The sequence below is a fragment of the Flavobacterium sp. MMS24-S5 genome (genome assembly GCF_050320125.1).
Taxonomy (GTDB): Bacteria; Bacteroidota; Bacteroidia; order Flavobacteriales; family Flavobacteriaceae; genus Flavobacterium; species Flavobacterium tyrosinilyticum.
This window is the reverse complement of record NZ_CP190016.1, coordinates 4111466-4134013: the sequence shown is the minus strand read 5'-3', so window position 1 is coordinate 4134013 and position 22548 is coordinate 4111466. Positions and strand designations below refer to the sequence as shown.

General features: G+C 32.9%; 11 protein-coding genes. 3 read left to right on the top strand and 8 right to left on the bottom strand.

Annotated features, from left to right (window positions below; translation table 11 throughout):
* Positions 1-140: 140 nt before the first annotated feature.
* The gene (locus ACPWTF_RS18985) at positions 141-1151 is read right to left on the bottom strand and encodes a LacI family DNA-binding transcriptional regulator (protein WP_427872519.1); all 1011 of its coding nucleotides are present in this window, start codon (positions 1149-1151) and stop codon (positions 141-143) included.
* A gap of 389 nt (positions 1152-1540) precedes the next feature.
* Between ACPWTF_RS18985 and ACPWTF_RS18980 the strand changes: the two genes are divergently transcribed.
* Positions 1541-3145, top strand: a complete 1605-nt coding sequence (locus ACPWTF_RS18980; RefSeq protein WP_427872518.1) for a class I SAM-dependent methyltransferase — start codon at positions 1541-1543, stop codon at positions 3143-3145.
* Between the two features lie 238 nt (positions 3146-3383).
* Here ACPWTF_RS18980 and ACPWTF_RS18975 read toward each other — a convergent pair whose 3' ends face one another.
* The 5 genes from ACPWTF_RS18975 to ACPWTF_RS18955 all read right to left on the bottom strand — a co-directional run bounded on the left by ACPWTF_RS18975 (position 3384) and on the right by ACPWTF_RS18955 (position 12053).
* On the bottom strand, positions 3384-5204 hold the full coding sequence (locus tag ACPWTF_RS18975; protein WP_427872517.1) for an alkaline phosphatase: 1821 nt from the start codon (positions 5202-5204) through the stop codon (positions 3384-3386).
* A 250-nt stretch (positions 5205-5454) separates the two neighbouring features.
* Positions 5455-6990, bottom strand: a complete 1536-nt coding sequence (locus ACPWTF_RS18970; RefSeq protein WP_379797203.1) for a RagB/SusD family nutrient uptake outer membrane protein — start codon at positions 6988-6990, stop codon at positions 5455-5457.
* A 19-nt stretch (positions 6991-7009) separates the two neighbouring features.
* Entirely contained in the window at positions 7010-10390 is a 3381-nt protein-coding gene (locus ACPWTF_RS18965; RefSeq protein WP_427872516.1) for a TonB-dependent receptor, read from the bottom strand.
* Between the two features lie 71 nt (positions 10391-10461).
* Entirely contained in the window at positions 10462-11382 is a 921-nt protein-coding gene (locus ACPWTF_RS18960) for a FecR family protein (RefSeq protein ID WP_427872515.1), read from the bottom strand.
* Between the two features lie 113 nt (positions 11383-11495).
* The gene (locus ACPWTF_RS18955) at positions 11496-12053 is read right to left on the bottom strand and encodes an RNA polymerase sigma-70 factor (RefSeq protein ID WP_095931264.1); all 558 of its coding nucleotides are present in this window, start codon (positions 12051-12053) and stop codon (positions 11496-11498) included.
* A 523-nt stretch (positions 12054-12576) separates the two neighbouring features.
* Here ACPWTF_RS18955 and ACPWTF_RS18950 point away from each other — a divergent pair.
* Both ACPWTF_RS18950 and ACPWTF_RS18945 read left to right on the top strand, forming a co-directional pair.
* Positions 12577-15819 (top strand): YCF48-related protein, encoded by a 3243-nt coding sequence (locus ACPWTF_RS18950; protein WP_427872514.1) that lies wholly within the window; start codon positions 12577-12579, stop codon positions 15817-15819.
* Positions 15820-16042: 223 nt separating this feature from the next.
* The gene (locus ACPWTF_RS18945; protein ID WP_427872513.1) at positions 16043-16966 is read left to right on the top strand and encodes a bifunctional helix-turn-helix transcriptional regulator/GNAT family N-acetyltransferase; all 924 of its coding nucleotides are present in this window, start codon (positions 16043-16045) and stop codon (positions 16964-16966) included.
* Positions 16967-17174: 208 nt separating this feature from the next.
* On the opposite strand, the gene ACPWTF_RS18940 is transcribed toward ACPWTF_RS18945, so the two are convergent.
* Positions 17175-18224, bottom strand: coding sequence for a hypothetical protein (locus ACPWTF_RS18940; RefSeq protein ID WP_427872512.1), 1050 nt, complete (start codon positions 18222-18224; stop codon positions 17175-17177).
* A gap of 25 nt (positions 18225-18249) precedes the next feature.
* On the bottom strand, positions 18250-22224 hold the full coding sequence (locus ACPWTF_RS18935) for a hypothetical protein (RefSeq protein ID WP_427872511.1): 3975 nt from the start codon (positions 22222-22224) through the stop codon (positions 18250-18252).
* Positions 22225-22548: the final 324 nt, after the last annotated feature.

Here is a 22548-nt window from a genome sequence, read left to right as displayed (position 1 = left end):
TGTTTTGTTGTTACGTGTTTGTTTTTAAATAATTAATAAAAATTGGTACTCTACTTTCAATTATGACAACAAGAAGCCTTTGCAAGTCTTGCTGTTTTTGTTTTTTACTAAATCGTTTTAGTGAAATGGCTAAAAAATTTTTAAACTGATTCTCTTATTATTAAAGAGCCTTTCTTAAGAATTTTTTCAATTTTATAGTCTTCAAAGTTGGTCATCTGACTCATTAGCAATTGTATGGACTTGACCGCTATATCTTCTATGGGCTGAGCAATTACAGATATGGTGGGCGTATGCAGTTTGAAACTGTCGTGATCATCAAAACTGATCACCGAAATATCATCTGGAATTTTATATTTTAAATATCTAAAAGCTTGTAATCCCGCAAGTCCGAGGTAATTTGCTAAAAAAAGAACAGCATCTATATCCTTATTTTTTGCAAAGAAATTTATAATGGCTTCTACTCTGCTTTGTTCGTTTGCATGATAATCTAAATGAAGCGTATAATTTTCGTTATAGATTCCTTCTTCTTTTAACGCTTCTACATATCCTTTTTCTCGCAATTTCATCTGAATCATTCCAGACTCGTTATTTACAACAGCAATATTCTTTCTTCCTTTATCAATCAAAAATTTAGTAGCCGAGTAAGCTCCCTCGTGATTGTCCATTACCACGTGACTTACTTTTTGATTGGCAAAATATCTGTCGATTAGCACCACAGGTTTTTGCATTTTTAAAAGTTGACTGATTGTTTTTTCCAGATTTCGAGTCGGTGTAATAATGAAGCCTTCAACATTTGCCTGTAAAAGACTCTGCACCAATTCTTCCGAACGATTGTTATCGTCTCCTGTGCTGCAATAAAAAACTCTATAATTAATGTTTTTTGCTTCGTCTTCGATCACTCTTGCCAAATCAGCAAAAAACTGATTGGATATATCTTCTACAATAAGTCCGATTGATCTTGTTTTTCCTGTTCGCAGACTGCTAGCAATCATGCTTGGTTTATACTGCAGTTTTTGTGCTACGTCCTGAACTTTTTTAATCACCGACGGACTAATAGCCATTTTTTCGCCTTTTCCATTGATAACAAAAGACACAGTAGAAATAGAAACTTCTGCCTGTTTAGCAATATCTCTAATTGTAATCTTTTTCATCTAGTAAAAAATTTATTGTTGAATATTTTAGTACATCACAAATATATGTAAGCAAAACTTACAAAAACGTTTTAGTAAAATTTTTTTTCAATAAATCTCTTTTTTAACAACAAAATAAAACGAAATATTCAGCAAATAAAGCATTTTGATTAGTTATTGTCATTTTGACTTTTAATGTTGATTTTGCAATTTTTATAAAGATTTTATTCAGTTTTGAGGTATTTAGTAATCATTTTTCAGTACCGTTTTTCGAAAAAAAGCTCAAAAAATCTAAAATTATGAAAAAGCACTTCTTCAGAAAAAACAAAATCAAAACCTCAGCCAACTAAAACCAAGATGTCCTACGTAAGAAAAAAATCACTATTTTTAACTAACTTCATTTTTGCATTATGACCGATAAATCACAACTCTTAAGTTCCATCTTCAGGCATCTTGACGGCTTGGTTACTGCTCCTGTAGCAGTTGCACTGAAAAATAAGTCTGTATTAGAATTTATATTAAATAAAAAACAGACCTCGATAGCTGAACTTACTACTGCCTTTAATGCTAACGAAGGATATCTGAATGTGGGTTTGCGAGTTTTGGCTTCTCAAGGATTTTTAGAATATGAAATTGATAATAAAACGCAAGTGATTACAATTTCTGTAAATGAGAAAACCGAAACTGCTTTTTCGCTGTTTCATCTCTACGAAGATGTTGTCGAGTTACTTCAGTTATCTATACATTTTCATCCCCGTTTGTTTGAAGATACGCCATTTGAAAAGCTCAATACTATTTTTGAAAAATATAAAAAAAGATACGGAATTGAGTCTTCTAATGACCCTTTGACCAATAACATTCAAGAACAGATTTTAAAACATATTGAAGGTTACCTCATCGGACCGACTATTGTTCGATTGGCGATGAACGGAATGTTTCACAAGTATTTTATGGAAACTTCTTTTAGACCTGAAGAGTTTCATAAATCACCCGAAAATTTTAAAAAGATATTAGACTTTTTTGTGCATTTGGGCTGGTTTCTGGAGAAAAAAGGAAATTATCAATTTACCGAAGCCGGTTTATTTTTTGCTAAAAGAGCCAGCGCCTATGGCGTTACAGTTTCTTATCTTCCAACATTTGCCAAAATTGAAGAATTAATTTTTGGCAATCCAGATGCTTTAAGAACTGCAGAAGGCAAAAACGAAATTCATGTCGATCGAGAAATGAATGTTTGGGGAAGCGGCGGCGCGCACGATACTTATTTTAAAGTGGTTGATGAAATTCTTATTAAACTTTTTAATCTTCCGATCGAAGAACAGCCTAAAGGAATTCTAGATATGGGATGCGGAAATGGCGCTTTTCTACAGCATATTTTTGAAGTAATCGACAGGCAAACTTTACGCGGAAAAATACTCGATGAATATCCGTTATTTTTAGTCGGTGCTGATTACAATCAGACGGCACTGAAAGTCACCAGAGCCAATCTTATCAATGCAGACATTTGGGCAAAAGTAATTTGGGGCGATATCGGACGTCCTGATTTACTGGCAGATGATTTGAAAGAAAACTATAATATTGATTTGAAAGATCTTTTAAATGTGAGGACTTTTCTAGATCATAATCGAATTTGGCAAGATCCGAAGCATAGTAACGAAAATAGAGTCAGTACCTCAACAGGGGCATTTGCTTACAGAGGAAAAAGAATTAGCAATAATCTGGTTGAAGATAATCTTTTGGAACATTTGCAAAAGTGGTCACCTTACGTACGCAAATTTGGTCTGCTGCTCATTGAACTTCATACTATAAACCCGAAACTTACGGCTAATAATTTAGGTCGAACTCCAGCAACAGCTTATGATGCAACTCATGGTTTTTCGGATCAATATATTGTTGAAATTGATGTTTTTAATGCCATTGCCGCAGAAGCCGGATTGTTTCCAGATCAATCTATTTTTAAGAGATTTCCTGATGCCGATACGGCAACGGTTAGCATTAATTTGTTGAAAGGAAAATAAATAAAATGTGAAATGCAGAATGTGAAATGTGAAATGTGAAATGTGAAAAGTAGATAAACTATATTTTTTACCCCGCTGGGACTTTACAAAGACATTTTCAAGCTCTGGAAGGGCGAAATATTTATAGATAAAATTTAAAACACAAATTAAAAAAGCTCCAGTGAAGCTATATATTTTAGATAAAAGCAAAAAGGAGCTCCCTTTTAGAAGCTCCTTTCATTTGAATTTATTTAAGAAATTATTTCTTTTCAATCAATTCCATAATCTTGTCGTAAATTGCTGTATTCTGATAAACTCCCATGAATTTCTCAGATCCTTGTCCGTAGGCAAAAACAGGAACAGGAATCGCAGTATGATCGTTCGTGCTGAAACTTCCATGAACATATCCTTTTTCAATACTTCCATCAATTAATGACAATCCTCCAGTTTCGTGATCTGCGGTTACGATTAATAATGTTTCTGGATTTTTATCTACAAATTCCATTGCTTGGCCAACCAATTTGTCAAAATCAAGCATTTCTCTCACAACATATTCGACATTATTCTGGTGTCCGCCATAATCAATTTGAGCGCCTTCGGCCATAATAAAAAACGGATTCTTTGTTTTTGAAAAAGTGTTGGTTGCTTTCGCTAAAGATTTCGTTAGAAAATCTCCTCTTCCATTTTTTATAGAAACTACCGCTGCTGCGTCTTCTAAAACAACAAATTTGCTGTTTTTAATCGTATCTAAACTCGAGAATTTATCTGAGAAAGTGTATCCTTTTTCGATTAAAGTTTTAGACAAATCTTTGCCATCTTTTCTAGAAATAAATTCTTTCTGTCCTCCTCCAATTAAAATATCTGACGGATTCGAAAGAAAATCGTTTGCAATTGGTTCACTTAAACTTCTTTCTGGCTGATGCGCATAAAACGCCGCTGGAGTTGCATCTGTAATATTTCCAGCAGAAATAATTCCTATTTTATAGTTTTTCTTTGCCAGTTGTTCTGCAATCGTCTGAAGCGGTTTTCCTTGTTCATCGACACTTATAAAACGGTTATTGGTTTTATGTCCCGTTGCCATTGCCGTTGCTCCTGCGGCAGAATCTGTGATATAACTATCTGAAGCTTTTGTGATCGAGAATCCTTGCGTAGGAATGTTAAATAAACTCAATTGCCCTTTATTGGCTGTGTATCCAGAATAAATTTGCGTTAATCCCATTCCGTCTCCAATTAAAAGAATCACATTTTTTGGGTGCTTATTCTTGAAAACATTTTTAGGAACATAAGCTTGATGAAATTCTGTATTCTGATAAAATGTCGTTTTGATACTATTAATAAACTGAGTCAGTTCGGCTACTTTATCCGTTCCGATGAAATCAACTTTTAAATTCATCAAAGTCATATACGTGTTCACGTTATCTTGTGTAGCCCAGAATCTTACTTTTTTCTTTTGATCATGAACTTTTTTAATAATTGCCTGAATTTTTTCGGCATCTGGCTGCGTCAAAACACCTTTTCCGTTCCAAACTGTGATTTCATGCAAATCTTCGCTAATCATTTCAACTCTCGCCAATTGATCTGGAGTATAATTTTCATTCAATCTTCCATCAAAATAAATAAAATCTGGATACGTTGCCCAAAGCGATGGCAAAGGTCTGTTTCCAGAAATAACCACTTTTATGTTTTTATTCGAAATGATATCTGGAAAAGTGTTTAGTTGCTGTGTAATTGCTTTCAAAGTTGAATCGGCATCTGACTTAATATCAATCATTAAAATCAAAGGCTTATTGCTTGGATACGCTTTTCCTTCCAATGTTTTTAATTTGTTAGAAAGCGGTTCCAAATACATGCTTTTAAGTGTATTGTGAAAAGCAATTTCTTTGGAAGTGTGTGCCACAAATAATTCGTTATTTACTAAAAAAACATCGGCTTCTATAACACCCGTTTCGTTAGAATAAGCTCCGTAGAATGGCAACTTACTTTCGTAATCGTTATGCGAATGAATGTTAGACGAACTGTATTCTTGCGCTTGCGCGAATAGGCAAAATTGAAGGCAAAAAAGGGTGATTATTTTTTTCATCGAAAATGATTTATATTCTTTTAAAGCTGTAGGTAACTTTATTAGAAATGTTTTTTTGTAATTTATTTTTAACACATAGAAACATAGCTTTTCTTCATGTGTAAAGGCGTTTCACTTGTTTAAATGCACATAGTAAAAAGTAATCTTGTCATTCCTCGAAATGACAAACTTTACTGTTTTTTTTACAACTGCAGTCTCCTGACTAAGACTGCAGTATAAAAAACTAAAAAAACACAATGAAATTAACGTATTACCAGCCTTGGTTTTGAGTCAAAGCTCCTTTACTTACTGCGATTTCATCTGGCGGAATTGGCCAAACGTGATGAATCGCTGGATTGAAATTACGAGCAGGATAAATTACGCTTCCATTGTAATGGTGCAATGGTTTTGCGTATGTTTCTTTTGCATCTCCCCAACGCACTAAATCGAAATGGCGATCTGTCCATTCTCCTGCCAACTCGCATCTTCTTTCTCTTTTTAAATCTACCATTGTCGCACCAGCAATATCTGTAAGACCTGCGCGGTGACGAATCATATTGATTTCTGTATCTGCGTTTTGCCCTTTCATTAATTTCGCTTCCGCTAACATCAAAATGACATCTGCATAACGTAAAAGAGGCACATTTAAAGCTGTTGAAGGTTTGTCTCCGTTTGCATTTACGTAACGAATATCTACTCCGCCCGAAGTTGTTTTTGGATAACTGAACGGCTCCATATATTTTTTAAACTGATAACCTGTTCTGTTGCTTGAACTTACTACGTGATTGCCTTCGTTAAAAGTTACTGTTTCTCCGAAATAAACAAATTTGTCTCCTTTTTGTAAAATCGTAGCGCTGCGTCTTTTATCGTTGGCAGCGTAAGTATCGAATAATTCTTTTGTCGGATAAAAATTTCCCCATCCGTTGTAAACTCCCCAACCTTTATCTTCTAAACAAACTCCAGGAAAAATAGAACCCAAAGAAGTATTTTCTGCACTTGAAGTTACCGACCAAATATATTCTGAAGACCAGTTGTTACTGATTTTAAAGACATCTTCAAAATTGTCCAATAATTTGTGCTTTCCGCTAGCCACGATCATGTTTGCATATTTGATGGCGTTGTCCCAATCTTTTGCATACAAATACGTACGAACCAAATAAGCCCAAGCCGCAGTTTTGTGAGCGCGTCCGTAATTGTCTGGCGTAAGCTGATCAAAATACGGTAGCAAATCTGCCGCTTTGATTAAATCTGCTTCAATGTAAGCGTAATTTTCGGCTACATTTTTAGCACGAGGCACAAAAACATTTGTTGGATCTTCTCTATCTTGAATTGGAATTCCGGCACGATCGTCTCCATAGTGGTACGCTAATTCTAAATGCATTACAGCATGGTTAAAATAAGCTTCTCCCAACATTCCGTTTTTTGTACTTTCGTCCAATGCAATCTTTGGAATATTGCGAATCACATCGTTGCAACGTTTCATAATTTCGTAGTGAATTCTCCAAATATCCTTAGTATCCGATTCTGATCCGTCTACAATAAAATTTTTGATTCTTTCTGCATTTTGTCTTGGTTTTGTTCCAATATCATCGCTGGCATTATTTAACCAAAAGAAACCACGACCGTACATATTATCATCAGAATATAAAGCATAAATTGCATTTACTCCCGCTTTTGCATCTGCTGGCGTTTTCCAGAAATTTCCGCTTGACGGAGCTCCTTGTGGCACAACATCAAGTTCGCTTTCGCAAGCCGAAGTGCTTACCAAAAGCACGAAACTCAATAATAAAAGACTTATTTTTTTCATTTTAATTGTTTTTTATTTTTTAAAAAGTTGCGTTAACACCTGTCATGTAAATACGAGAAAGCGGATAACGTCCTAAATCCATTCCGAAGTTTTTAAGACCAACTTCAGGATCCATTCCAGAATATTTCGTGATTGTAAATAAGTTTTGTCCAGAAATAAAGAATCTCAATTTTGCTTTTCCGTTCAGCCAGCTTTCTTTAATTGTATACCCAATCGAAACGTTTTTCAGTCTTAAGAAAGAAGCGTCTTCAATGTATAAATCAGAAATACGTCCGAAGTTGTTATTGTTATCTGTTGAGGAAAGAACAGGAACATTAGTATTGGTGTTTGTTGGCGACCAAGCCTCTTTTGATTCAGACAATAAATTGTAACCTGGGAAAGAAGCATTTAAACCAGTATGTTTTACCGCATTGAAAACACTATTTCCTGCAGCTCCGCTGAAAAAGACATTCATATCGAATCCTTTATATCTGAAATTGGCATTCAAACTATACGTTGTTTTTGGGAAAGGGCTTCCTAAAACTACTCTATCACTATTGTTGATTACACCATCTCCATTTTCATCTTTAAATTTAATATCTCCAGCAACTGCATTTGGCTGATACATTACGCCATCTTTATTTACGAAAGCTTTTACCTCATCATTGCTTTGGAATAATCCATCGGTAGCATATCCGTAGAAAGCTCCAACTGGACTTCCAACTTGGTAAATATTGGCTAACGGCAAACTACGAACTCTGCTTAAACCAAGTGGTTCTAATGAATTTAAATCGTCTTTGATAGAAACAATTCTATTGCTTAAGAATCCAGCATTTGCCGTAACATCAAATTTAAATTCTCCGCGAGTTTTTTGATAGGTTAAACTCACCTCGATTCCTTTGTTTTCAACATCTCCCGAGTTAACGATTCTTCCTTGTGGCGTTCCCGAAACTCCTGGTAATTGGTCACGAACCAACATGTCTTTATTTTTTTTCACATAAGCATCAACAGATCCTACTAAACTATTATTTAGCATGGTAAAATCTAAACCAATATTAGTCTGCTCAGAGCTTTCCCATTTTAAATTCGGATTTGATAATTCGCTTTCAGCATAACCGTAATTGATTGATGGTACAGCTCCAATTAAAGCTTGAGTTTGTACCAAAGGCACACTAAATTGGTATGGCCCAAGGTTTCCTAAGTTTCCAATTTGTCCCCAACTTGCACGAAGTTTTAAATTGCTGATGATTGGCTCAATACCTTTCATGAAATTTTCTTCAGAAATTAACCAACCTGCAGAAACAGAAGGATACACTTTCCATCGGTTATTTTCTAATAATTTTGAAGTTCCGTCACGACGAACAATTCCAGAGATTAAATATTTCTGATTGAAATCGTAATTGATTCTTCCCACATAAGAAGAAATAATTTCATCTGATCTTCCTGCTGCTGTCTGCTGAATCAATTTTGCATTCAATAAATAGCGCTGCGATGGATCTTCGTTATCAAAACCAGTTCCTTCAACGGTATAAAAATCTCTTTTAGTTTCTTGATACGTATATCCAGCCAAAGCTTTCAAATTGTGTTTTCCAAAAGATTTCTCATAAGAAATAGTCTGCTCGCTCAATAAATCTGTAGTTGTTATATTTTTCAGCGTCAATCTGTTGAAATCGAAGATTTTCCCCGGCTCTGTAACTTTTACTGTAAAGTCTGATGCATTATCTTGAATTCTAGTATAACCCCAGTTCGATTTTACTTTTAACCCTGGAACAATTTCCCATTCTGCATACGGATTGATCAAAATGGTAGAAATTGGATTTTTATTGTCTAATCTTTTCAAATACGCTACCGGATTGATAACGTCTCCGTAAGAACCAATATATTTTTCTGGAACACCACCAAATTGGCCTGAACCATCTTCTCTATAAATCGTTGCGTTTGGCGGATATAAAATCGCTGCTTGAATTGCTCCTGTATATGAACTTGACGTATTAGCCGTCTGACCATCAGTTAAGGAGTACGAAATATTTTCTCCAATTGTGAAATTATCAGCCAATTTAAAAGAAGAATTTGCTCTTACTGTATAACGCTCTCCATACGTATTCAACAAAATACCTTCATTTTTTCTATAACTTCCAGAAAGAAAGAAATTAGATTTTTCTGTTTTTCCGTTTACCGAAAGCGATAGATCTTGAATTTCTCCTGTACGGAAAATTTCATCCATCCAGTTTGTTTTTGTTGTTCTTGCAGTTGGTTCAAATGCAGGATCGAAAGCAGGAATTCTAGGCAAACCTGCGTTATCTCTTGCAAGATTCATAGCATCAGCATATTCTGCAGCGTTTAAAACCTCTAGTTTTTTGGCTACATTCTGAAAACCTCCTTGGTAGTTTACATTTACATTAATTTTATCTGAAACTCCTTTTTTAGAAGTAATTAAAATTACCCCACCAGAAGCTCTCGCACCGTAAATTGCTGCAGAAGCCGCATCTTTTAAAACGTTTATCGATGCAATATCATTTGGATTTATGGTATTTAAAGAACCGCTGTAAATAATTCCGTCCAAAACAATTAGAGGCGTTTCAGCATTCAAAGATCCAATACCACGAATGTTGATTGTTGGCGATGCAGTCGGATCTCCACCATCATTAATTACCGTAACTCCGGCAACTGTTCCTTGCAATAATTCGGCAGCGTTGTTGTACGTTCTGCTTGAAGTTTCTTTCATAGAAACAGAACCAACAGCTCCTAAAACTTCATTTTTTTTCACGCTACCGTAACCCATTACCACAACTTCTTGAAGCTGTTTTACATCGGCAGCCAATTTTACATTAATGGTTTGCGTACCCGTAACTTTTAGTTCTTGCGTTACATATCCAACATAAGAAAAAATAAGCGTTGCTTCAGAGGCGTTTACTTCCAATTTAAAAGTTCCATCAAAATCTGTTGCTGTTGCGGCATCCGAACCTTTGTCTTTAATCCCGACACCTGGCAAAGGCATATTATCGTCTCCTGCTATAACAGTTCCCGAAACAATAATTTTGTTTTGATCTGCCGAAGCAACTTTCTGATTTTTCTTGATTACGACATTGTTGCTAACAATCTCATATCTAAGCACATTACCGCAAATTTTATCCAACGCTTGTTCTAGCGTTACATTATTCAGTTTTAAACTTAATTTCTGATTGGCATTTACTTGGCTGCTTTCGTACATAAAATGCACATCAACCTGATTCTCAATTTTTTGAAATATATTTTTTATACTCTCATTGTCAACTTTTAAAGTCACTCTTTTGTTAATGTCAACATTCCCGGCTTTTACTGTTAGTGCAGCAAAAAACAAAGTCATAAACAGGAATAATTTTGCTCCTATTGTCCTTATGCTCTGCCATTTTGCGGCATACCGCATTTGTTTTTCATTCATAGTTTTTAGATTTAGTGTAATTGTTTTGTTTATTAGTTTGCTACGTAGTTTTATTTTTATTGTTTAAAGAATTATTCGATTTTGTAAACCCCTGAGTCCATTTTGTATTGGGCATTGATTATATTGCACACCAATCCAATTACCTGATCGGCAGGCAGTTCTTTAAAATAGGCGCTAATCTTTAAAGCGTTTAAATTCTTGTTTTTGACTTCAATTGAAACATTGTAATTGCGATTAATTGTGGCCACAACTTCTGGCAAAGGAGTTTCTTCAAAAACCATAATATTTTTTCGCCATAACGAAATGGCATTTACCGGAATATCTTTAAAAGCCTGAAGCTTATTGTCTTGAGATTTAAAAACCACTTTCTGACCTGGAGTTACATACACATTTTCTTCTGTAACAGTCGATTTCACGTTTACTCTTCCTGTAGCAACCGAAACTTCTTGTGTCGTTTGATCTGGATACGCTTGAACATTAAAACTGGTTCCGAGAACTTTGGTATCCATTTTATTGGTATGAATGATAAACGGATGCTTTTTGTCTTTGGCTACATCAAAAAAAGCTTCTCCACTTAAATACACTTCTCTGGTATCTCCTTTAAATTCTTTTGGATATTTAAGTACACTTCCTGCATTTAACCAGATTTGTGTTCCGTCACTTAATTCTATTTTAGCATGCTCTCCTAGTTTTACGGCAAATTGTTTACTTTCAACTGCATTTGATGTTTGATAAAAAAACACCGATAATCCGATTAAGAAAACCAATGAAGCCGCAATAGCCCAGTTTTTGTATGGAAGGGCAATAACTTTATGAGCATTTTTTATTTGTCTTAATTCCTTTTTAAGTTTGGAACGGTCTGATTGAACCATTTCCATATTATCAAAAAAATCATCTGTCCGATCGTACCATTTATTCCACATTTCTTGTCCTTTTGGAGAATACTTTCCTTCTAAAAAATTTTTGATTTCGTTATTTGAATTTTCAGGCATTATAATTTCTTTATGTCTTTAATAGTATGTCTTGGGAATTGTAATTTTAGGTAGGCGCAAAAGGTTACGCTTCTGTTAAGAAAAAAGCTGAGTTCTTAATCTGAAGTTTGCTTTTAATTGAATTCGCCCAAATAAGTGCGCATGAATTTCAGCGAATATGTAATATGGTATTTTACGGTTTCGATTGAGACGTTTAATTCTTCGGCGATTTCTTTATTGGTGTAATGTTTTACGCGGCTAAGAATGAAAACCTCTTTTGATTTTTTAGGAAGTAACGATGCCGCTTCATCAACCGCTTTTTTCAACTCGTCATAATAAATAGAATCCTCGATCGCATTATAACTGGTTTGCGAAACGGTATTTTTATCTAAAACTTCCTGAATGTATTGGTCGGTAACTTCGTGCGATTTGATGTAATCTAAAGTCATGTAACGAACCGAAGTGTAGATGTAGGCCGCAAAACTTTTTTGGATCACAATTGTTTTGCGTCTTTCCCAAATAGTGGTAAAAACTTCCTGCACAATTTCTTCTGAAATGGCAATCGATTTCATTCGGAGATATACAAATCGAACTAACAGATCTCGATATCTAAAATAAAGTTCATCAAAAGCTTTATCCTTGCCCGATTTTAATAATTCGACAAGTTCTTCGTCTGTAAACTTCTTATACATGATTCATTATTTTATGATTAATCAAATGAAAAGCGTGAGCCAAAACACTTTTTCTGATTTCGTTTTGATAATGATCCTGCTGTTTAAAAATTGGCATATACAAAGTATTGGGTTCTTCTTATATGTCTCCAAAATTAAACCTAGGGGTAGGTTGATTAGGTTACGTTTACATTAATAAAACCCCTGTAAAACGAAACATATTATTAACATTTGAAGTCGAAAATTAGCCACGAAATAAAGCTTTACAGCATTTGGAGCAAAAACTCAGAAACTTTGTCTGAGATAAACAGTCTTTATCTTATAAAAAGCAGAATTGGAGCGAAAAAGTGCTTAACAAATAATTAATAGGAATGCCTTAAAATGAGTTTTATTCTATTGAAAATTCTTTTCAAAAAAAAATGAATGAAGAGAATAAAATTTTTATGTTCACAACTATTTTTAACACCTCATGTAAAAAGCATCTAATTTTTTCTAAATTAGTCTGACATTTTTTATTTTCGATCAGCAAAAATAAATCCGAACTATGATTAAAAAACTACTCCTGATTTTATGTCTTTTCCTTTCTGCGAATACAATTTTATCCCAAACAAATTGGGAATTATTAAATCCTAAACCAACTGTCAACACAGGAAAAAAAGTAAAGTTTGTATCCTCAACCGTCGGCTACATACTTACATCTGACGAATTACTACAAACCGAGGATGCAGGTAATTCTTGGAAAAAAAAGCTTACACTTACCGCCTCAAGCAATGATATAAACTTTTTTAATAATCTTGGATTTATTGTTGGTGACCTTGGATACGTCTTAAAAACAACAGACTCAGGAAATTCATGGACAAAAATTTCAACGGGTTTCAATGTTTCTTTCAATACCGTTAATGTAATTAATAGCACTACCATCATATTATCAAGTTCTAATAGTATTGTTAAATCTACTGATGGTGGAATTACTTGGACGAGCTTAAGCATTCCTAATGTGGATGTGAATAAAACTTTTTTTAATTCTGAATTAATCGGACATGCTGCATGTAAAAACGGAAAAATGTTAAAAACCATTGATGGCGGACAAAACTGGTATGTTACCCAAAGTACAAATGTTTTTCCCTCAGATTTTTTTACCGTTTATTTTATCAACGAAAAAGTTGGTTTTTCATCACAACAACATAGCAAAGTGTTTAAAACAACTGATGGAGGAGAAACATGGATTGAAATTACAGGAATTAGTCAGGCCATTTATGATTTCTATTTTTTAAATGAAAATATAGGCTTTGTAACAGGAGATAGTGGTGCAACATTTAGAACAGAAAATGGAGGAATTACATGGAGTCAGATATTTTTTCAGAAAGGATACATTTACAATACCTCGATGTATGGAATTTACTTTGAAAATAGTGATATCGGTTATGCAACTGGTGCGAGAGGTAGAATAATCAAAACGGTAGATGGCGGCAAAACCTGGAAAGAAAATTCTTTCACTTATAACCTTATCAAAAAAATTCAAATGTTTAATGATGGAACTGGATACTTTGAAACAGGTCAGATTTTTTATAAGACAGTCGATAACGGAAATTCTTGGTCACAAGTTGGAAGTGTAAAACATTATGAATATTGCAGTGGTTTTTACTTTGTTAACAAAAATGTAGGGTATTCTATCGGAGGAGGAACAACCAGCATTTCCGGAGACGTTTACAAAACTATTGATGGTGGACTTACTTGGAATAAACTAAGCATTTCTGTAGACGAAGGATTGAGTTCTGTTTTTTTTACAGATGAAAATACAGGTTTCATTTCTGGAGGCTTTAATAGAAAAATAGCATTAAAAACCATTGATGGCGGAATTACATGGAGTCAGGTTTCTAATAACGAATATGGTAAAATTCAGTTTGTTAATAGTCAGATCGGGTACGGAAACAGGATAGGTTATTCTACTGGATTTATGTACAAGACAACAGATGGAGGAAATACATGGAAGCAAAGTATAGAAGTAGAAGATGATATTGTAGATTTTGACTTTGTTGATGCAGACAATGGCTACTTTACAGGTGACCAAGGATTATTATATAAGACGAATGATGGTGGAAAAACATGGAAAAAACTAACTCTTCCTTTTGCATATTACACCATCATTAAATTTTACTCAAAAAACGTAGGTTATGTGGCAGAGGATTACGGAAAAATATATAAAACCGTTAATGGAGGGGAAAGCTGGGAACTATTAACTACCCAATTCGGAATCAGATCAATAGAAATTGCATCAGATAAAATTTTTAGGAGTGGTGAAAATGGAAGACTTTACAGAAGTGATGTAGAATATGATGATGTTTCTTTAGAGGCATTAACTCCTGTTGTAAAAAATTCAATTGTTACTTTAAATGGAAATGTTACATCAAATAAAGGGGAAATTTCCAATATCCGTTTTGAATACTATAATGCTGATTATTCCTCTTACAAAATAATGAATGCAATACCAGAAAAAGTAGATGCAAATGAGTCGTTAAATGTATTCGCAGATATAACAAATTTTGCTCCTAATACAACATATTATTTTAGAATATTAGCAGACTACAACTCAAAAACTTACACTAGTAAAATTTTAAGTTTTACTACTTTGCCTAATTACACTATTACAGATTTATATCCTAACTGCACAACAAATTCAGCTCAACTTACTGCAGAAATTACTTCAAATTATAACGATATAAGTTCTATAGAATTTCAATATGGACTACAAAATAATGTTTTAGATAAAACAATTAGCGCCAATCCATCATTAGTCCATAAAGAATCAACAGAAAGCATTACGAGCAACCTAACTGATTTAAAACCCAATACAGCCTATTTTTACAGAATAAAAGCCAAACATCAAGGAGAAGTTATTTACGGAAATACCGTGTCTTTTACAACAAAACCTGAATATACATTCTTTTTGTATGGTCCTTATATACAAGAGAACACAGTTACTTTTACCAGTTATATTACTGCCAATACTTACGATATTACCGATCTTGTTCTTGAATATGGAACATTGAATTATGAAAAAAACGTACCTCTAAGTTTATCTAAAATTACAGCCAATAGTACAGAAACTGTAACTGCACAAATCTCAAATTTAGATCCAAATTCGTTCTATTATTTTAGACTAAAAGGCAATTATAATGGCAATACTATTTATAGTAATGAGGCTGTATTTAACATATCTGGTAAAGTTATAATGGCATCTGGAAAAATAGAGAACAAAAATGAATCGATAGTTTTAAAGGGGTTGGTAAATAGCAACGGATATTATTTAACAAATATACAATTTGAATATGGTCTTACGGATAGTTTTGGTAATTCAATTGCTACAAATCCATCCTTTATTTATGGAAACGGAACAACTATAGTGACCTCTTCTATTAATAATCCACTTCCAAACCAAACTTATTATTATAGAATAGTAGCAAATCAATATGGCACTAAAATTTACTCAGACACTTATCAATATAAAACTTCATCTTTAAATGTTGGTGATTTCTCTAATCAGAAAAATATAATTATTTATCCTAATCCTGTAGCTGACTTTTTAACCATAAAACTCAATAATGAAGAAAAAATAGATACTCTCGAAATGTACAATTTAAATGGTCAAAAAGTAATACTCAAAAACAAAGTCGTAAATCCTGATGACATTAAAATTGATGTTCGTCATTTTACAAAAGGTTTATATATACTCAAATTAAACTTTGAAAATAATAAAGTTTCTTATAAAAAAATAATTGTGAATTGATATGAGAAAAATGCTAGAGTATTACTAGGCTTTCATAATTATTTGATCCGCACTAAAAACTCCAAAAGTCAGATTTTGGAGTTTTTTTTTTATAATATTCTTGCATGCTTTTTCAAAAATAGCTTCTAAAAAATTGGCGAACTCATAAAAAAACAAATCCAAAAATAGTTGACAAAAGCAACTAATTTTATATATTTGTACCTCAACAATACAATATCAAATCATGACTAGTACGACTTCAAAAATTAGAAGTTTCAATAGATTTTATACTGCGCATTTAGATATTTTAAGTCAGCATTATTTAGACAGCGAATATTCTTTGACTGAAATACGAATCCTTTATGAAATCAGCGAAAGCAAAACTATAACAGCTCAAAAAATCACTGAAATTTTAAATCTGGATAAAGGATATTTAAGCCGAATTTTAAAACGTTTTTTAAAGGAAAATTTAATTGTGAAAATCGCTTCAGAAGAAGACAAACGCGCTTTAAACATTAAACTGACCGATTCTGGCAATGAATTATTAAGTGTTTTAAATACTAAATCTGAAAACAAGATTGAAGGTAAAATTGAGAATCTGAATTCTTCGCAAAAAGAAATTTTGATTGATTCAATGAAAACGGTTAGAAACCTGCTGACAGAAAATAAAATAGCTCGAGAAGCTATTACGTATCGTCATAAAATTACGCCTGGAGATGTTGGCTATATTATTCATTTACACGGCACGATTTATGGCAAAGAATACAATTTTTCGACCGATTTTGAAAAGTATGTCATCAAGACTTTTTACGATTTCTTAGAAAAATATTCCCCAGAAAATGACCGAATTTGGATGGCCCAATACAACAACAAAATTGTAGGTTGTGTTGCAATCGTACATCAATCCAACGAAGAAGCGCAATTGAGATGGTTTCTTCTAGATCCTGCTTTTAGAGGTCTTGGAATTGGTAAAAGATTATTGACTGATGCTGTAGATTTTTGCAAAGAGAAAAATTTCAAAAATGTTTTTCTGCTTACCACAAACATGCAAGACAAAGCGCTTCAAATGTATAAAATGATGGGATTCGAGCTCACAAAATCGGAACAAGTTCAAGAATGGGGAAAAACGTTTTATGAGGAGCGATATGATTTGAGGTTTATTGAATGATAGGGCATTGATTATCAATACAAAAGATTCCTTTTCTTTCTAGAAAATCGTGTTGAAAGCTTTGGGTTCTAGTTTTCACCTTAGTTTGTTTTTACAAAAAAGCCTGCAAACTCAATGTTTATAGGCTTTTTTGCTTGAAATCTTAATTACTTTTAAAATTTGTTTAATGCAGCTAATAGTTGAAATCTATCATAATTTTTTTATTTCCTTAAGGCTTATTTATCGAAAGGTATCCACTAAATGCAATACCTTCTTTGGTTTCCCCTTCTTTATCTTGGTAAATTACATTTACCAAACTACCTTTTTTACCATCTATATAAAAATAATCATCAGACCCACCTTTCATTTCAACTCGTTCTCCCTTAGGTATTTTTACAATCAGAAATTCTTCCTTTCCAAAACAATCGCTTTCTTGTGAGTTGTCATACAATTCTAATCCATTTGATGATGTGACAAATCTTTCTTCGTCTAAATGAGGATTTATGACTTGTATTCTTTCTATTTCTTTTAGGTCTACGTATTTTAAACCTTCTTTCTTTATGGAAACTTTAGCAAAATATTTAAATGAATTTCCATCTTTTTTTATTTTAATATCTCTTAAATAATTAAAAGGTATACTTGAAGAAATTACTTTAAAACGACCTGTATCATTTGTTTCATATACTTTTAAAGAATCTTGACCTGCATACAAATCCTCCTTATTATTTTTAATATCATACAAAGATTTAGGCATTTTTTCCAGAGGGAAATTTATTTTACTTAGTACAATATCTAGAGATAAAAGACTGCTAAAATATCCCTTAGATGGATCTTCAGTGCTCTTAAAGTAATTTTCAAGTTTTTTCCCATCTGGAGATACGTAACTAAAAATGTAGGTGTTTCTATAAAAATTATAGTACTCTTCATATTTTCTTGGATAATCTGAACCGTTATTGACTTCTAAAGTGTCATTGATCGTAACAGTAGCATCCAAAATATTATTTTTATTAATATGATATCCGTATCTCACATAACCCGAAGGAGTATCTCCACCAAAACTTTCATTAAAAACTTTGATCTCAACTCTATTTAATTGACTATCAATATAGAACAAATTTAAAGTGTCTGTTTTTTGTTGTAGAGCAGAACTTTGCTTTTTGTTGTAAGAAGTAAAATACTCCCCTTTTTCTAATTCATTACCTACTTTGCTTTCGGTTACTGTTTCTTTCTTTTTACAAGAAAGAAACAGTACAGCTATTATTAAAATTATTTTTTTCATTATTTAAAATATTTAAGCGAATATACTAAAATTGAATATGAATATGATTCCAGTGATCCGATTTTGGAATTAATTTCTCTCCATTTCTAAGTCTTTTTCTTCTTTCTTCTGTAGTAGTTCTATCTGCACGAGTAGCAGAATAATACGGATGATAAACATTTACAGCCCCCATTTCTTTAACAGCTTTAGTTAATTCTACATAAAATTCTTCAGTATAGTTTTTATCGTCGACATGCTTACCGTCAATTGTGTTAATATCTATAGCTGTTCCTTTATAATGCTGACTACCTGAAGAGTGAGAGGCACCTGCAAGCTCTTGAACATTAAATTTATATTTTTTGCTTAATTCATGAAGAACATATAGCACTCCAACAGAAAGTTTAACCTGTTTACCTCTTGCATGTCCATATTCACTTGTATACACTTTATTTCCTTCAGAAGCATCTTTGATATTATCATCTGCATTAGCTCTGTCATTTGTAGATAAATATGGATGAATTGAACTAAATGTAATTCTCTTTTCTTTTATTATTTTGTCTGCTAAAACAACGTCCAAGTTTCTAGTTTCATCAATTTCTATTGCATACATTTTCCCAAGGTGAATCGATTGCTTTATTCTAGGTGTCAATTCATTTTTTGTTAGTTTTTCATCTTTTTTCCCTTTAATTATCTGGTGTTGTTTTTCATCCCAATATTCTCCATCTGCACTCCTGTTATCATGATAATTTTTAGGACTTAATGCCTTATCATAAAGAACTTCATTTCCATCTTTTCCTACGCCAATTGGTGCAAAAATTGCCATGTACATATCTTCAGCATTATCAATAACTCTTTTATAACGCTCTATATGCATTTTAAAATATAGCTTAACAAAATCTAACTGTCTAATCTCTGTCATATCTCTTAAATCAGATCTAGTTAGCAGTTTGTCTTTGTAATCAGGACCAGTATACTTTATTCCATTTTGTACTCTATTCATTTCACTTATAGCAGTTCCAGTAAATTGTATCAACCCTGTCGCTTCTGGATAACCCACACTTGAGGTAAATTTTCCTTTGGTTTCCACATTCATACAAATCATTAAATGGTTTGCCATTCTCAGTTTATTTTCTTCTCCCCAAAGTTCTTTACATATCTGAACCACTTTTTTACGGAATTCTGGAGTAACTTTTGCTCCCCACATAATGCCAAATCCATTATTAGTAATTACTGAATTACCATTTTTCACTTTTGTATCATTACTCAAAACAGCATTCAATCCATTCTCAGAATAAAGTTTTGATTCTACCCCTACCATCGCGATATAAAACATATCCATTACACCTTGCATAAAATTTATTTCCTGCCATTTTTCATTCAAAGTAAAATCAATTGTTGCAGTTCCTTCGTTATCTACAATAACTTTTACACTATGTTTAGGATAGCGGAAATCCTTATAAACTTTTAATACTACTTCCTTCCCTACCATATTTAAAGTTTTAACCACTCCTGTTACTTTTGAACCATATGGCACTTGTGTAAAAGGAGATACTCGGTTTCCTTCATAAACAAAATATGCATCTGTTATTTTAGCAGCAGTAACGACATTTAATACTGCATCATCATACACATTGCTGTCTTTCTTAAAAGGGTATGATTTTCCATTTTTTATCCCTTCAAGCTCAAATCTAATTTTGGCTGTTTTGCCTTTCTGAATTCCGAAATGCTTTTGTAAGACGTTATCAAATTTTAATTTTTTGTTTATTTCTCCATTTCCGTCTGTTTTGGTGTCATTGTAATAATTAACCTCTCTACTATCATTTAAAAAGAATTTAATTCTTACCTGCTGATTTCCATAGCCTGGAATACTTGCTTTTATAGTATTCATTTCTCCCGCAAAACCAGAGGTTTTCTTTGTACTTCCATCGGTGTAAGTCCAAGAAGCCTCAGTTACTTTTGGATATTTGACATATATTTTTTTGATTATTTTTGATTTCAAACCTTTCATAATATTGCTGTACGCCTCAACAATAAATACACCTTCTTTTTTAGGAATTGGAAAAACAAACGTTTCTCCTTTAGCGAGATATTGTTTCCCCGCTTCATTATTTTCTATTTGCAGTTTAAAACCATCTGGTATATAAGTTTTGCCATTTTCTTCATAAACCAACCATTTTACATTTTCTCTTTCTTGCGAAGTAGCTTCAATTTTAAAGCTTTTGGCAGCAAATATGGCATCTCGGCTTGTTTCATTCCAAAAATAAACATCATTGCTAATATCAGCTTGCGTGAGGATTTCTATACTGTCAACAGAGTTTTTAATCGCGCTAAATGTTTGATTCTGAATTAGACCATATTGATCTTTACTGGCAATTTTAATAGCATATTCTCCAAAATTTTGCATCGCTAGCTTAACAATTCCTGTCGAATCAAGCTCTTGTTCCTTCGAAACTACAGTTGCTTTATCTTCATTTGTGTATACTACTTGATAATAAAGTTTTACTGGATTTAGAGTTTTTATTTGTGGATTTTTTAAAGATACTCTGAACAAGTGCTCTTCTACAGAAGTTCTTCCCAATTTATTTTTGATGCTTACAGGTGGCGTAATTACAATTTCTTGAGCAATTATACTTAGTTTTATAAATGCCGATGTACTCGCTGTTGCCTTTTTATTTGCGCCAGGTCTTGATCCGTATGCTTCTACAATATAAGTTCCTGGAGCATCAAAGTTGTAAGTAAAAGATGTACCCTTATCTATAAATTCTGTTCCTAATTTTTTTGAATCTTTGTAAATAATCCAATTGATGTTTTCTTTTTTATTTTTTCCTTCTTTTAATAAGGTTTCATCAAGTAAAAATTCCAAACTTTCGCCTACAATAAATGAAGTTTCAGTACTATTTTTAATTTTTACTGCACCCGATTTTACAGAACTTCCAGAAACATCAACGTTATTATTTCTTTGTAGAAATACATAAACATCTTCTTTTCCAATATTCGCATAAGGATTGCTTAAATTAGGATATATTTTCGTTTTTGTTGTTATCGTAATAGAATTAGGTAAAGCATCAAGTCCTTCAACTTCTTTTAGTAATAAAAATAATTCGTCATATTGCGTAAAAAGATTAGCAACATTTGTTTTATCATCTGCCAATTTGTTTTTGATTATTCCCCAACGGATTTTATTTTCTTTTGAAATAGCACCTTTCAATATATTAGCATTAATTGCTTCAATCATTTTTTCACGAACCATTTCCCAATTAAAGTTTTTAATTTCAATTGATGATAATTCTGACTGTCTCAATGCATTATACATTTCTGCAAAAGGCAGTTCATTTTCAAAATCAGTTATCTTTGCTTCTCCATCAAAAGCTTTATCGATACGAGTCCAATATGTAATCATCTCTGTATCATTTGCCTTCGTCGCCTCTTCCAATTTCTTTTTGATTTCGGCTCTTACCGCTTCTATTGTTGGCTCATTACTACTTGCATGAAATGCTTGTGGAACTGATAACACCTCTTGTGACGCGACATTGGAATAAACTTGCGACGATAATTCGCTATTTAAATCATTTTCTACTCCCAAAATCGGAGAAGTAGTGCTAACTGATGCAGAAGAACCGAAAATTGTTCCTCCTGTGGTATCAGTAACGCCTTCTCCGATTGGAGCGCTAAAAGTTGATGTTGTTAAAGAAGCTTTTTCAATAAATTTCAATCCATTATTAGTTGTGCTTTCTATAGCTTTCCCTGAAACCGAAAGAGTATTGCTAACTGATTGTGCTGTTTCTTTATTTTTAGCAAATGTTTCAGCAGCGCCGCCTTCGGTTGAGAAATTAGAAACGTTTAAACTGGCATTTTTATCTTGTTGTTCCTGCCATAATTGGGTTATATCTTTTTGCTGATTCATTTCGTTTGAAACTTTAGCCAACTCTTTGATAATAGTTTCAGTTAAGTGTTCTGAGTTTTGAATTTCAGCACTATTTTGTATGGAAAGATTGAAATTGTGAATTGTATTTTTACTCATCGCTTTGGTGTTTTTTCTGGGTGTAAAAGTAACATCCTTATTCGTAATTATAAAATTACAAACCACTAGCATTCAGTAGTTTCAGTAAGTTTTCTTTCTACTGAAACTACTGAAAACACGCGTCTTTTTCTTGCTCATTTTCTACTCTTCTGACTTACTTTTACAACCTCAAATTATCCAATGGAGCTATCATTTCTGAACAGCATTTATCTGTCAGTTTTCCAATCTCATTTTTCTTCAGAAAGCAATTACAACTTTATTTATTAATCAATTTAAACAATAACCATTATGGATTACAGATTTGCATTTGGCATCAGTAAAATG